Genomic DNA, 14,300 nt, shown 5'->3' with positions numbered 1-14,300 from the left:
CGCTGGGCGCGGGCGTGGCGATGGGTGTCGGCAGCGGCTGCGGCGTCCCTGAGGGGCTCGGCGTCGGTGTTGGCGTCGGCCGCGGCGTGGGGGACGCAACCGGGCTAGGCGTCGCGCGCGGGGTCGGGGTTGCTCGCGGTGTGGGCGTGGCACGCGGTGTCGGCTGCGCGGTCGGCAGGTTGAGGCGCGGCGTATCCGGCACGGGCACCGGCGCAGGGGTCGGCGTGGCTTGCGGCGGCAGGCTGAAGCTTTCGAGGCCAGCCGGCGGGCCGGCGGGCGTGGTGCTGGTCTGGGCGGGCGCAGTACCGGCCATCATCAGGGCGAAGAAGCCGGCGGCGGCGCGCGGGCCGGGCGAGGTCATGGAAACGCTATCCTCGTGACAGAACGGGTCGATCGGCGAGCGAGCCCCATGCCATCCCCTTTGACAGTTTCCAACACGGAACCTATATGGCGACACATCCACCACAGCTTTCGGGAAATGACACGGCGTCGCGCACCGGGTCGGTCGAATGGGAAGCTGCTGGTTCATCGGACGCCGGATGCCGCCGCACTATGTTGCGCGCGGCCTTTCGGCGTCTGGGCGTGCGTCCCGCCCGGAGGTATCCGGGCAGCGAATATACGGCTGACGAGGCAAAACCAGACCATGGCAACCAAGGCGATCGAGAGCGGCACCGCCAAGCGGCGCATCCGCAAGGTGTTCGGCGACATTCACGAAGTCGTGCAGATGCCGAACCTCATCGAGGTGCAGCGTGAGAGCTACGAGCAGTTCCTGCGTTCCGATCCCTCGACCGGCTATGTGTCGGGCCTGGAGAAGACGCTGCGCTCGGTGTTCCCGATCACCGACTTCGCCGGCACCGCGCAGCTCGATATCAAGAAGGAGGGCGGCTACGTCCTCGAGGATCCGAAGTTCGACGTCGAGGAATGCCGCCAGCGTGGCATCACCTATGCCGCGCCGATGCGCGTCACGCTGACGCTCGCCACCTTCGAGGTCGATCCCGAGACCGAGGCCAAGTCGCTCATCGATATCAAGGAGCAGGACGTCTACATGGGCGACATGCCCCTGATGACGGAGAACGGCACCTTCTTCATCAACGGCACCGAGCGCGTCATCGTCAGCCAGATGCACCGTTCGCCGGGTGTGCTGTTCGATCATGACCGCGGCAAGACGCACGCCTCGGGCAAGTATCTCTTCGCCGCCCGCGTCATCCCCTATCGCGGCTCGTGGCTCGACTTCGAGTTCGACGCCAAGGACATCGTCAACGTCCGTATCGACCGCAAGCGCAAGCTGCCGGTGACGGCGCTGCTGTATGCGCTCGGCATGAACTCCGAGGACATCCTCAACCACTTCTACAACCGCCTCACCTTCGTGCGCGGCGAGGGCGGCTGGCGCATCCCGTTCCAGGCAGAGAACTGGCGCGGTGTGAAGCCGCTGTTCGACATCGTCGATGCGAACTCCGGCGAGGTGGTGTTCGCCGCCGGCCAGAAGATCAGCCCCCGCGCCGCCAACAAGGCCGGCAAGGACGGCCTGACCGAGCTGCTGATCCCGACCGAGGAAATCTTCGGCCGCTACTCCGCCTATGACCTCATCAACGAGGCCACTGGCGAGATCTATGTCGAGGCGGGTGACGAGATCACCGCCGAGAATCTGGAAAGCCTGGACAAGGCGGGCGTCGACACGATCGAACTGCTCGACATCGACCATGTCGCAACCGGCCCCTGGATCCGCAACACGCTGAAGGCCGACAAGGCCGAGGAGCGCGAGCAGGCGCTGTCCGACATCTACCGCGTGATGCGCCCCGGCGAGCCGCCGACGCTGGAGACCGCCGAGTCGCTGTTCGCCGGCCTGTTCTTCGATCCGGACCGCTACGACCTGTCGGCGGTGGGCCGCGTCAAGCTGAACATGCGCCTCGACCTCGATGCGCCGGACACGGTGACGACGCTGCGTACCGAGGACATCCTGGCGGTCGTGAAGACGCTGGTCGATCTGAAAGACGGCAAGGGCGAGATCGACGACATCGACAATCTCGGCAACCGCCGCGTGCGTTCGGTGGGCGAGCTGCTGGAGAACCAGTACCGCGTCGGCCTGCTGCGCATGGAGCGTGCAGTGAAGGAGCGCATGTCGTCGGTCGATGTGTCGACGGTGATGCCGAACGACCTGATCAACGCCAAGCCCGCGGTCGCCGCGGTGCGCGAGTTCTTCGGTTCGTCGCAGCTGTCGCAGTTCATGGACCAGACCAACCCGCTCTCCGAAGTGACGCACAAGCGTCGCGTCTCGGCCCTCGGGCCGGGCGGCCTGACGCGTGAGCGTGCGGGCTTCGAGGTCCGCGACGTTCACCCGACGCACTATGGCCGCATCTGCCCGATCGAAACGCCGGAAGGCCCGAACATCGGTCTGATCAACTCGCTGTCCACCTTCGCACGCGTCAACAAGTACGGCTTCATCGAGACGCCGTACCGCAAGATCGTCGATGGCCGCGTGACCGACGAAGTCGTGTACCTGTCGGCGATGGAGGAGCAGAAGCACACCGTCGCGCAGGCATCGGCCGAGCTGAACGCGGATGGCTCCTTCGCGGAGGAACTGGTCTCCGCACGTCAGGCCGGCGAATTCCTGATGGCGCTGCCGGAAACGGTGACGCTGATGGACGTGTCGCCGAAGCAGCTCGTCTCGGTCGCCGCCTCGCTCATTCCGTTCCTGGAAAACGACGACGCCAACCGCGCGCTGATGGGCTCGAACATGCAGCGCCAGGCGGTGCCGCTGGTCAAGGCGGAGGCGCCGTTCGTCGGTACCGGCATGGAAGAGACGGTGGCGCGCGATTCGGGCGCCGCGATCTCGGCCAAGCGTGCCGGCATCGTCGATCAGGTCGATGCAGCGCGCATCGTGATCCGCGCGACCGGCGAGGTCGATGCGGGCAAGTCGGGCGTGGACATCTACACGCTGATGAAGTTCCAGCGCTCCAATCAGTCGACCTGCATCAACCAGCGTCCGCTGGTGAAGGTGGGCGACGTGGTGAACGTCGGCGACGTGCTGGCCGATGGTCCCTCGACCGAGTTCGGCGAACTGGCGCTCGGCCGCAACGCGCTCGTCGCGTTCATGCCCTGGAACGGCTACAACTACGAGGACTCGATCCTCATCTCCGAGCGGATCGTGAAGGACGACGTGTTCACGTCGATCCACATCGACGAGTTCGAGGTGATGGCCCGCGACACGAAGCTGGGGCCGGAGGATATCACCCGCGACATCCCGAACGTCGGCGAGGAAGCGCTGCGCAACCTCGACGAAGCGGGCATCGTCTATGTGGGTGCCGAGGTCGAGCCGGGCGACATCCTGGTCGGCAAGATCACGCCGAAGGGCGAAAGCCCGATGACCCCGGAAGAGAAGCTGCTTCGCGCCATCTTCGGTGAAAAGGCGTCCGACGTGCGCGACACCAGCTTGCGCCTGCCGCCCGGCGTCGCCGGCACGATCGTCGACGTTCGCGTCTTCAATCGTCACGGCATCGACAAGGACGAGCGCGCGATGGCGATCGAGCGCGAGGAGATCGAGCGTCTGAAGAAGGACGCCGACGACGAGCGCACCATCCTCAACCGGGCGACCTGGAGCCGCCTGCGCGAGATGCTGCTCGACCAGACCGCCACGGCCGCCCCCAAGGGCGTCAAGAAGGGCTCGGTCATCGACGCCGAGGTGCTGGAAAGCGTGGACCGCCACGAATGGTGGAAGTTCGCCGTCGCCGACGATGCGCGCCAGAGCGATCTGGAAGCGGTCAAGGCCCAGTATGACGAAGCCGCCAAGCGGATCACGGACAAGTTCCATGACCGCCGCGACAAGCTGGAGCGTGGCGACGAGCTGCCGCCGGGCGTGCTGAAGATGGTCAAGGTGTTCGTCGCGGTGAAGCGCAAGCTGCAGCCGGGCGACAAGATGGCCGGCCGTCACGGCAACAAGGGCGTCATCAGCCGCATCCTGCCGCAGGAGGATATGCCCTTCCTCGCGGACGGTACGCCGGTCGATCTGGTGCTGAACCCGCTGGGCGTGCCGAGCCGCATGAACGTCGGGCAGATCTTCGAGACGCATCTCGGCTGGGCGGCGCGCAACCTGGGCATGCAGGTGGCGACCGCACTGGAAGAGTGGCGTGAAGCCAATCCGGACGCCAAGGCGGGCGCGATGCCCGAGCCGGTCAAGGAGCGCCTGGTCGAGATCTATGGCGACCATTATGCCGATGACATCAACGCCCGCTCGGGTGAGGAAGTCATGGAGCTGGTCGGCAACCTGCGCACGGGCATCCCGATGGGCACCCCCGTGTTCGACGGCGCACGCGAAGGCGACGTGTCGGCGATGCTGGAGCTGGCGGGTCTCGACACGTCGGGCCAGTCGGACCTGTTCGACGGACGCACCGGCGACAAGTTCGACCGCAAGGTCACGGTGGGCATCATCTACATGCTGAAGCTGCACCACCTCGTCGACGACAAGATCCACGCCCGGTCGATCGGCCCCTACTCGCTCGTCACCCAGCAGCCGCTGGGCGGCAAGGCGCAGTTCGGTGGTCAGCGCTTCGGCGAGATGGAGGTCTGGGCGCTCCAGGCTTACGGCGCGGCGTACACCTTGCAGGAAATGCTGACGGTGAAGTCGGATGACGTGGTCGGCCGCACCAAGGTCTATGAGGCGATCGTCAAGGGCGACGACACGTTCGAGGCCGGCATTCCGGAGAGCTTCAACGTGCTCGTCAAGGAAATGCGGTCGCTGGGCCTGAACGTCGACCTGAAGAACGCCGAGGTCGACGACGACGATATCGCCATCGCGGCGGAGTGACGGACGCGCGAGCCCTGCTTCGGCAGGGCTCCACCGTCGCCCGATGAGTTTCGCCCCTAGAGGGAAAAGAACATGAACGAACTGACCAATTTCGCCAATCCGGTCGCGAAGCCCGAGACCTTCGACCAGATCCAGATCGGCATCGCCTCGCCCGACAAGATCCGTTCGTGGTCGTTCGGCGAGATCAAGAAGCCCGAGACGATCAACTATCGCACGTTCAAGCCTGAGCGTGACGGCCTGTTCTGCGCCCGCATCTTCGGTCCAATCAAGGATTACGAGTGCCTGTGCGGCAAGTACAAGCGCATGAAGTACAAGGGCATCGTCTGCGAGAAGTGCGGTGTCGAAGTCACCGTCTCGAAGGTCCGCCGTGAGCGGATGGGCCATATCGAGCTGGCAGCACCCGTCGCGCATATCTGGTTCCTGAAGTCGCTGCCGAGCCGCATCGGCCTGCTGCTCGACATGCAGTTGAAGCAGCTTGAGCGCGTGCTGTACTTCGAAGCCTATATCGTCATCGAGCCGGGCCTGACCCCGCTGGAGAAGTATCAGCTTCTCACCGAGGACGAGCTGCTCGACGCGCAGGACGAATATGGCGAAGACGCCTTCTCCGCCGGCATCGGTGCGGAAGCCGTGCGCATCATGCTCGAAAGCCTCGACCTCGAGGGCGAGAAGGTCGCGCTGCTCGAAGAACTGGCCACCACCAAGTCCGAGCTGAAGCCTAAGAAGATCATCAAGCGCCTGAAGGTCGTCGAGTCCTTCCTGGAATCGGGCAACCGCCCGGAGTGGATGATCCTCGAGGTCGTGCCGGTCATCCCGCCGGAACTGCGTCCGCTGGTGCCGCTGGACGGCGGCCGCTTCGCGACGTCGGACCTCAACGACCTGTACCGCCGCGTCATCAACCGCAACAACCGTCTGAAGCGGCTGATGGAGCTGCGCGCGCCGGACATCATCGTCCGCAACGAAAAGCGCATGCTGCAGGAAGCGGTCGACGCGTTGTTCGACAACGGCCGTCGCGGCCGCACGATCACGGGCGCCAACAAGCGTCCGCTCAAGTCGCTGTCCGACATGCTGAAGGGCAAGCAGGGCCGCTTCCGCCAGAACCTGCTCGGCAAGCGCGTCGACTATTCGGGCCGCTCGGTCATCGTGACCGGACCGGAGCTGAAGCTGCACCAGTGCGGCCTGCCCAAGAAGATGGCGCTCGAGCTGTTCAAGCCGTTCATCTACGCGCGCCTCGACGCCAAGGGCCTCAGCATGACGCTGAAGCAGGCCAAGAAGTGGGTCGAGAAGGAGCGCAAGGAAGTCTGGGACATTCTGGACGAGGTGATCCGCGAGCATCCCGTGATGCTCAACCGCGCACCGACGCTCCACCGTCTCGGCATCCAGGCGTTCGAGCCGGTGCTGATCGAGGGCAAGGCGATCCAGCTTCACCCGCTGGTCTGCTCGGCGTTCAACGCCGACTTCGACGGCGACCAGATGGCCGTCCACGTTCCGCTGTCGCTGGAAGCGCAGTTGGAAGCGCGCGTCCTGATGATGTCGACCAACAACATCCTGTCGCCCGCCAACGGCAAGCCGATCATCGTGCCGTCGCAGGACATGGTGCTGGGTCTCTACTATCTATCGATGGAAAAGACCGGCGAGCCGGGCGAAGGCATGCTGCTCGCCGACATGGCCGAGGTGCATCAGGCGCTCGATTCGGGTGCGGTGACGCTCCACACCAAGGTGATCAGCCGTGTGCCGCAGACCGACGAAAAGGGTCAGCAGTATCTCAAGCGCTTCGAGACGACCCCGGGCCGCATGCTGCTCGGCGAGACGCTGCCGAAGAGCCACAAGGTGCCGTTCGAGATCGTCAACCGCCTCCTCACCAAGAAGGACGTGGGCGACGTGATCGACGAGGTGTATCGTCACACCGGCCAGAAGGAGACCGTGCTGTTCGCCGACGCGATCATGGCGCTCGGCTTCCGGCACGCGTTCAAGGCGGGCATCTCGTTCGGCAAGGACGACATGATCATCCCGAACGAGAAGGACGCCCTCGTCGAAGAGACGCGTGCGCTCGTGAAGGATTATGAGCAGCAGTATCAGGACGGCCTGATCACGCAGCAGGAGAAGTACAACAAGGTGATCGACGCCTGGAGCCGTTGCGGCGACCAGGTGGCGGGCGCCATGATGGACGAGATCAAGGCGGTGAAGCGCGACGAGGAAACGGGTCGCGAAAAACCGATCAACGCGATCTACATGATGGCCCACTCGGGTGCCCGCGGTTCGCAGGCCCAGATCAAGCAGCTCGCCGGCATGCGCGGCCTTATGGCCAAGCCGTCGGGCGAGATCATCGAGACGCCGATCATCTCGAACTTCAAGGAAGGTCTGACCGTCCTTGAATACTTCAACTCCACCCACGGCGCCCGCAAGGGCCTGGCCGACACCGCGCTCAAGACGGCGAACTCGGGCTACCTGACCCGCCGTCTGGTCGACGTCAGCCAGGATTGCGTCGTCATCGAAGAGGATTGCGGCACGTCCCGCGCCCTCGAGATGAAGGCGATCGTCCAGGGCGGCAGCACGATCGCCTCGCTCGCCGAACGTATCCTGGGCCGCACCACGGCCGAGGATATCGTCGACCCCAAGACGAACGAGATCAGCATCCCCACGGGTACGCTGCTCGACGAGCCGATGGTCGCATCGATCGAGAAGATCGGCATCCAGTCGGTCAAGATCCGCAGCCCGCTGGTCTGCGAATCGAAGATCGGCGTGTGCGGCAAGTGCTACGGCCGTGACCTCGCCCGCGGTACGCCGGTCAACATCGGCGAAGCGGTCGGCGTCATCGCGGCGCAGTCGATCGGCGAGCCGGGCACGCAGCTCACCATGCGTACCTTCCACATCGGCGGTGCGGCGCAGCTCAACGAGCAGTCGAACCTCGAGGCCGCGGTCGACGGCACGGTCGAGTTCCGCGACCTGCGCATCATCGAGGACCAGCGCGGTCGTCGCGTGGTGCTCAGCCGCTCGGGCGAGATCGCGATCGTCGACATGGACGGCCGCGAGCTCTCGGTCGATCGCATCCCCTACGGCGCCTATGTCCTGTTCGACGACGGGCATATCGTGTCGAAGGGCGACCGCATGGCCGAGTGGGATCCGTTCACCATGCCGGTGATCACGGAAAACCCGGGTACGATCCGCTTCCAGGACCTGATCGAAGGCAAGACGCTGACCGAGCAGGTCGACGAGGCGACGGGCATCGCCCAGCGCGTCGTGATCGAGTATCGCGCCGCGTCCAAGTCGAAGGAGGCCCTGCGTCCCCGCCTGACGCTGCACGACGATGCCAGCGGCGAGGCCGGCCGTTACATGCTGGCGCCCGGCGCCACGCTGTCGGTCGAGGACGGGCAGCAGGTGCAGGGCGGCGACGTGATCGCGCGTGTCGCGCGCGAAAGCGCCAAGACCCGCGACATCACCGGCGGTCTGCCGCGTGTGGCCGAGCTGTTCGAGGCGCGCATCCCCAAGGAGGCGGCGATCATCGCCAAGGTCTCCGGCCGGGTCGTGTTCGGCAAGGACTACAAGGCCAAGCGCAAGATCGGCATCCAGCCCGAGGATGGCGGCGACGTCGTCGAGTATCTGGTGCCGAAGTCCAAGGTGATCGACGTTCAGGAAGGCGACTACGTCAAGCGTGGCGACAACCTGATCGGCGGTTCGCCCAACCCGCACGACATTCTGGAGACGATGGGGATCGAGCCGCTGGCCGAGTATCTCGTGTCGGAAATCCAGGAAGTGTACCGACTGCAGGGCGTGAAGATCAACGACAAGCACATCGAGACGATCGTTCGTCAGATGCTGCAAAAGGTCGAGATCACCGACGGCGGCGACACCACGCTGCTGAAGGGCGAGCAGGTCGATCGTGAGGAAATGGACGCGACCAACGCCAAGCTGGGCGCCAACGAGGCGCGTGCGCAGGGCAAGCCCGTCCTGCTCGGCATCACCAAGGCGTCGCTGCAGACCCGCAGCTTCATCTCGGCGGCGTCGTTCCAGGAGACCACCCGCGTCCTCACCGAGGCGGCGGTCCAGGGCAAGCAGGACACGCTGATGGGCCTGAAGGAGAACGTGATCGTCGGTCGCCTGATCCCGGCGGGCACCGGTGCGGGCATGAACCGCCTGCGCGTGGCGGCCACCAGCCGCGATGCGGCACTCCGCGTCCAGCAGCGTCGTCTGGCCGATGCGATCGTCGCGCCGATCAGCGCCGCCGAGCAGAAGGCGGCCGAGGATGCACGCTCCACGCGTGACGACACCGGCACGGGCAGCGATCCGCTGGCCGAGGTCGTGCCGTCGGGCACCGGCACCGATGCCGATGCGGGCGAATATCTGAACGACTGATCGGCCTTTATGGGCTGAACAAGGGGCCGCCGTCCGGGCAACCGGGCGGCGGCTTTTTGTTGGCCGATGAACGGACCCGACAGCGGCCATTCACCGGTTGCTGCCTAAGGTGACAAATGGAACAGCCGGCCGCTCCGGCGGGTTGCTCCACCAACGGATCCCTGTTGGATCCAGGGAGTAGCATTATGCACAAGCTGTTGCAGATGGTCGCCGCATTCGGCCTTGTGGTCAGCGGCACCGCCATGTCCCTCCAGCCGTCGGAGGCGCAGGCACAAAGCTGGCGCGGCGATCGCAACGAAGGTCGCTGGCAGGGGGATCGGGATCGCCGCGATTATCGACGCGACGACCGCCGTGCGCGCTACGACCGTCGCGACTGGCGCGGCCGTGACGATCGCTGGGATCGGCGTGGTCGTGAAGATCGCTGGGACCGGCGTGGCCGCGATGATCGCTGGGATCGCCGCGATGGCCCCCGCCGCGACACCACGGCACAGGCGATCCGCCGCGCCGAACGCCAGCCCGGCTATGTCGATCCCCGCTCGCAGGGCGACAATACGAACTATTACGGTCAGGGCTATCGCCCCTGTACCTATGAGATCCGCAACGGCCGGCGCATCTGCCGCTGATCGTTCCGGCCCGAATCTTCACGGGCAGGCGCACGACATGGCGAACCGCCTGCCCCCGATCCCCGCCGCGCCCGCTGACCCGAACCGGGAGATGCCGAGCGTTTCGGGGCATCGGAAGCGCAATGATCAGCGTCCTCCCTCCGGGTGAAGGGGCCTTTCCACAGGTGGTGCGATGGCCCAGTGACGTTGGACCAACTATCCGCTGGTCTGAAACAGCCACCAGGTAGCAGCTGGACCGTGTATCGATCGTCACGTCCTTGCGCGGAACAACAGTGCCATACGGTCAGCGGGTGAACCTGCTCCGCCATGTTCAGGGCGATCCGACCTGATTACCTTGCCACGTTCCTGCACGACGACGTGATCTCTGCTCGGCAAGAACGGATCAAGGCGCCATCACCGCGCGGCATGGAACAAGCCCTGCCCCCATTCCCGATATCGGGGACCGGCCCGTGCAATCCTCACCACGATTGGCACTCACCTGTCAGAATGGCACGAAATCGGTGCCGTTCGTCGTCATACCGGGACGTTTTCCCGAAGATACCTAATATGTATGATGGCCAAGGGCGCGCCTATGCGACACAGCCGGCGCGGGAGTTGAGGAAATGACGACAGACAAGGACTATTTCTACCAGCGTGCCGAGGCCGAGTTGCAGTTGGCACAGCGCGCGACCCATCCCGCCGCGGTGCGCGCCCATTACATCATCGCCAATCATTATCTCGATCGCGTCTACAGCCAGTCGGTGATGAGCAGCCCAATGCTGCCCCGATCGGCCTGACCCGCCCATCGGCCCAACGGCCCGGCCTATACGGCGGCCGGGCGACTATCCTCGCTGATCGGCTGTTTGGGTTCGGTATCCAGCGTCCGCGACAGCGTCTCGAACCTGTTGCCATCCAAACGTATCTCGTTGAACGCCGGTGGGGAGTGTCGCACCCGCTTCGACAGCGTTCCCGCACCGATCATCCGGATCGTCCATCCGTTGCGGTCGATCGGCACGTCGAACGGATCATGGACATGGCCGGTCAGCACGGCATGCGCCCCCGCCGCCGCCAGCGCGGTCAGGGCGGCATCGCCATGGCGCGTCTTGGCGGTGCCCTTCGTGCCCCCCTCGATCAGCGGATGATGCGCGGCCACGAAGATCAGGTTGCCCTTGGGCGCCTGCTTGATCAGCGTCAGCGCGCGCGACAGCGATCCGGGGCTTACCCGGCCCTTTGACCAGTTCCATCGCCACTGCGCCCGCGCCGTCGTCTTCAGCGGCACCACGGTGATGCCGGGCAGGTCCAGCGGCTTCTCGATCATCTTCTCCACCGCGGCATAGCGCTGATAGGGCGAGAACAGCCGCCGGAACGGGTCCCAGTAATAAGGGATGTCGTGATTGCCGACCTCCAGGGTCACCGGCACGCCCAGCGACTGCAGCCAGGCACCACCCGCCGCGAACTCGCTCTTGGTCGCCCGCATCGTCAGGTCGCCGGTCATGATCACCGCATCGGGCTTTTCCGTCGCGACCAGATCGGAAAACCAGGCGATCGCCTCGGGATCTTCCGCACCGAAATGAACGTCGCTGACGTGGAACAGCCGCTTCATGCCCGGCATCCTGGCGTCGGGGCGGCATTGCAATCGAGATGATGAACCATATGGGCGGGAATTCTCCTGTCGTTTCCGCAACGACCGGTTCGCGCGTACGTTCCCCGTCGTTGCGGGGCCGCGCGCTTCGCTGCATGGACGCGCCATGCATTCCTACACGCCCAAGACGCTGTCGATACTGGCCACCCCGCTTTGCCTTGCGACCCTGCTCCTCGCCGGCGGTCCCGCCACGGCTCAGACGGCGCCGGCCGACACCAACGCCGACGCCAGCGGGGCGATCGTCGTCACCGGTCGCGGGCTTGACGACACACCGGGCGACCGGGCCTTCGACGTGGTTACGATCGACCGGGAACGCCTGCTGCAAAGCGGCAGCAACCGGCTGGAAAGCGTGCTGGCCGACGTCGCCGGGCTGCAGCAGTTCCGCCGTTCCGACAGCCGCTCGGCCAACCCGACCAGCCAGGGCGTCACCTTGCGCGGCCTGGGCGGCAATGCCGCCAGCCGGACGCTGCTGCTGCTCGATGGCGTGCCGCAGACCGATCCGTTCGGCGGCTGGGTCGCCTTCCCCGCCTATGCCACCGGTCGCCTCGGCCGGGTGCGCGTCACCCGCGGTGGCGGCTCGGGCTATCAGGGGCCGGGCGCGCTCGCCGGCACGATCGAACTGGACAGCGCCACCCCTGACCAGCTCAGCCCCGTCGATCTCTACGCCGCCTATGGGAGCCGCGACTCGGTCGATGCGCAGGGGGCAGCTTCGCTCGTCCGCCCCGGCGGGTTCGCGACGATTGCCGGCGCCTATACCCGCGGCGACGGCTTCATTCCCACGGACCCGGCGCAGCGCGGCCCGGTCGACCGCCCTGCTCCCTTCGAGCAAGCCTCCGGCGCGCTTCGCGGCGTGGCGAGCATCGCACCCCATACCGAGGTGCAGATGAACGTCTCCGCCTTTACCGACCGGCGCGAGCGCGGCACCGCCTTCACCGCCAACCAGTCGGAGGGGGCAGACGCCAGCGTGCGGCTCGTCGGCCGCGGCCGCTGGGGCTGGTCCGCGCTGGCCTATGTGCAGACCCGCGCCTTCGCCTCCAGCTTCGCGGCCATCAATGCAGGTCGTACCACCGCCACCCAGACGCTGGACCAGTATAACACCCCCGCCACCGGCCTCGGTGCCCGGCTGGAGGTCGCACCGCCGATCGCCGATACCGTCCGCCTGCGCCTCGGCGCCGATATCCGCGACGTGTCCGGCAAAACGCAGGAGCTCTATACCTTCGTCGCGGGCAATCCGACGCGCCGGCGCGAGGCGGGCGGCGCCTCGCGCACCGCCGGCCTGTTCGCCGATGGCAGCGTGGAGGCCGGCGCGCTGACGCTCACCGCGGGCGGGCGTGTCGATGCGTGGCAGATCCGGAACGGCATGTTGTCGGAACGCACGCTGGCAACCTCCGCCATCCTCACCGACACCGCCTATCCCGATCGCTCGGGCACCGAATGGACCGGTCGCGCCGGCCTCGCCTTGCGCCCCGCCGATCCCGTCACCTTGCGCGTCGCGGGCTATCGCGGCTGGCGCCTGCCGACGCTCAACGAACTGTATCGCCCGTTCCGCGTCGGTGCCGACGCCACCGCGGCGAATCCCGCGTTGAACCCGGAGCATCTGACCGGGGTGGAGGGCGGCGTCGACCTGACCCCGCTGCCGGGTGTCCGCCTCTCCGCCACCTATTTCTACAACCGCCTGACCGACGCCATCGCCAACGTCACCGCCGGCACCGGCCCCGGTACCTTCCCCGGCGTCGGCTTCGTCGCGGCCGGCGGCACCTACCGCGTCCGCCGCAACCTCGATGCGGTGCGCGCCCACGGCTTTGAGCTGGACGGCAGTTGGACACGCGGCGCCCTGCTCGCCCGCGCAAGCTGGTCGCACACCAATGCCCGCGTCGAGGGGTCGGGCGCCGCCGCCGCGCTGGATGAGCTGCGCCCCGCGCAAACGCCGCGTGATCAGGTGTCCGGCACGCTCGGCTATACGAAAGGACGCGCGGCGCTGACCGCAACCGTCCGGCACGTCGCCCGCCAGTTCGATGACGACCAGAACAGCCGCGCGCTGGCCGCGGCGACCACGGTCGATGCCTTCGCCTCGCTGCCCGTCACGCCCATGCTGGCGGTCGAGGCGCGCGCGGAGAATATCGGGGACGAAACGGTGGAAACCGGCTTTTCGGGGGCCGGTATCGTCGAGCGCGCGATCCCGCGCACGCTATGGATCGGCCTGCGCTACCGGATGTAGCGCAGGTTCAGCCCCGCCGCACCAGGGCGGTCCGCAGGCATCGGCAGACGATCTGGTCGCGCTGGTTCAGTGCCTCGTGCCGGAACGTCACCAGTCCCGCCTCGGGCCGCGACCGGCTGTCGCGCAAGGCGACGACTTCGGTCGTCGCGCGCAGCGTATCGCCCAGGAACACCGGGTTCGGCATCACCAGTTCGTCATAGCCCAGATTGGCGACCAGTGTTCCCAGCGTCGTCTCTCCCACCGACAGCCCGATCATCAGGGCAAAGGTGAAGGTGCCGTTGACCAGGATCTGCCCGAACTCGCTTGCCCGCGCCGCCTCGACATCCAGGTGCAGCGGCTGCGGATTGTGCGTCATCGTCGAGAACAGCAGATTGTCCGTCTCGGTCACCGTGCGGCGAATGGGATGCTCGATCCGGTCGCCGATCGTCCAGCCCCCGAAGGTCCGCCCGCTCATGCCGCGTCCTTCTCGATCCGCACCAGCAACCGGCCTTCCGCCACCTGTCCGCCCGTCACCGCATCCAGCTCGGCAACTACCCCGTCGAACGGCGCGACCAGCGCATGCTCCATCTTCATCGCCTCCAGCGTCACCAGCGACTGTCCCCGCGTCACCCGTGCCCCCGGCTCCACCGCCACCGCGATGATCCGCCCCGGCATCGGCGACAGGATCGCCCCGTCCGACGCGCCCCC

At 66.4% G+C, this 14,300-nt stretch carries 9 protein-coding genes; 6 read left to right on the top strand and 3 right to left on the bottom strand.

Annotated elements, in window-relative coordinates; all coding sequences use genetic code 11:
* From Q0U08_RS10750 to Q0U08_RS10730, 5 genes are all read left to right on the top strand, one after another.
* Positions 1-380, top strand: a 380-nt coding sequence (locus Q0U08_RS10750) for a hypothetical protein (protein WP_367271116.1), incomplete at its 5' end; no start/stop codon positions are given.
* A 263-nt stretch (positions 381-643) separates the two neighbouring features.
* On the top strand, positions 644-4,801 hold the full coding sequence (rpoB, locus tag Q0U08_RS10745; protein WP_298091442.1) for a DNA-directed RNA polymerase subunit beta: 4,158 nt from the start codon (positions 644-646) through the stop codon (positions 4,799-4,801).
* A gap of 72 nt (positions 4,802-4,873) precedes the next feature.
* On the top strand, positions 4,874-9,151 hold the full coding sequence (rpoC, locus tag Q0U08_RS10740) for a DNA-directed RNA polymerase subunit beta' (RefSeq protein ID WP_298091441.1): 4,278 nt from the start codon (positions 4,874-4,876) through the stop codon (positions 9,149-9,151).
* 185 nt (positions 9,152-9,336) lie between these two features.
* Positions 9,337-9,774 carry a hypothetical protein gene (locus Q0U08_RS10735; RefSeq protein WP_298091440.1) on the top strand — a complete coding sequence of 146 codons (438 nt, stop codon included), beginning with the start codon at positions 9,337-9,339 and terminating at the stop codon, positions 9,772-9,774.
* A gap of 602 nt (positions 9,775-10,376) precedes the next feature.
* Positions 10,377-10,550, top strand: a complete 174-nt coding sequence (locus Q0U08_RS10730; protein WP_162843968.1) for a hypothetical protein — start codon at positions 10,377-10,379, stop codon at positions 10,548-10,550.
* 26 nt (positions 10,551-10,576) lie between these two features.
* On the opposite strand, the gene Q0U08_RS10725 is transcribed toward Q0U08_RS10730, so the two are convergent.
* Entirely contained in the window at positions 10,577-11,356 is a 780-nt protein-coding gene (locus Q0U08_RS10725; RefSeq protein ID WP_298091439.1) for a metallophosphoesterase, read from the bottom strand.
* Positions 11,357-11,501: 145 nt separating this feature from the next.
* Between Q0U08_RS10725 and Q0U08_RS10720 the strand changes: the two genes are divergently transcribed.
* Positions 11,502-13,613 (top strand): TonB-dependent siderophore receptor, encoded by a 2,112-nt coding sequence (locus tag Q0U08_RS10720; protein WP_298091438.1) that lies wholly within the window; start codon positions 11,502-11,504, stop codon positions 13,611-13,613.
* A gap of 7 nt (positions 13,614-13,620) precedes the next feature.
* On the opposite strand, the gene Q0U08_RS10715 is transcribed toward Q0U08_RS10720, so the two are convergent.
* Together Q0U08_RS10715 and Q0U08_RS10710 are read right to left on the bottom strand one after the other, a co-directional pair.
* The gene (locus Q0U08_RS10715) at positions 13,621-14,067 is read right to left on the bottom strand and encodes a MaoC family dehydratase (protein WP_298091437.1); all 447 of its coding nucleotides are present in this window, start codon (positions 14,065-14,067) and stop codon (positions 13,621-13,623) included.
* On the bottom strand, positions 14,064-14,300 hold a 237-nt coding region (locus tag Q0U08_RS10710), incomplete at its 5' end, for a biotin/lipoyl-containing protein (protein WP_298091436.1). The genes Q0U08_RS10710 and Q0U08_RS10715, both read right to left, overlap by 4 nt.

The organism is uncultured Sphingomonas sp. (genome assembly GCF_946477935.1).
Taxonomy (GTDB): Bacteria; Pseudomonadota; Alphaproteobacteria; order Sphingomonadales; family Sphingomonadaceae; genus Sphingomonas.
This window is presented reverse-complemented; position numbering and strand designations above follow the sequence as displayed.

Excerpts from the sequence above, each read along its gene's own strand:
- rpoB (WP_298091442.1), top strand. The coding sequence starts at position 644 with ATGGCAACCAAGGCGATCGAGAGCGGCACCGCCAAGCGGCGCATCCGC.
- rpoC (WP_298091441.1), top strand. The coding sequence starts at position 4,874 with ATGAACGAACTGACCAATTTCGCCAATCCGGTCGCGAAGCCCGAGACC.
- Q0U08_RS10735 (WP_298091440.1), top strand. The coding sequence starts at position 9,337 with ATGCACAAGCTGTTGCAGATGGTCGCCGCATTCGGCCTTGTGGTCAGC.
- Q0U08_RS10730 (WP_162843968.1), top strand. The coding sequence starts at position 10,377 with ATGACGACAGACAAGGACTATTTCTACCAGCGTGCCGAGGCCGAGTTG.
- Q0U08_RS10725 (WP_298091439.1), bottom strand. The coding sequence starts at position 11,356 with ATGAAGCGGCTGTTCCACGTCAGCGACGTTCATTTCGGTGCGGAAGAT.
- Q0U08_RS10720 (WP_298091438.1), top strand. The coding sequence starts at position 11,502 with ATGCATTCCTACACGCCCAAGACGCTGTCGATACTGGCCACCCCGCTT.
- Q0U08_RS10715 (WP_298091437.1), bottom strand. The coding sequence starts at position 14,067 with ATGAGCGGGCGGACCTTCGGGGGCTGGACGATCGGCGACCGGATCGAG.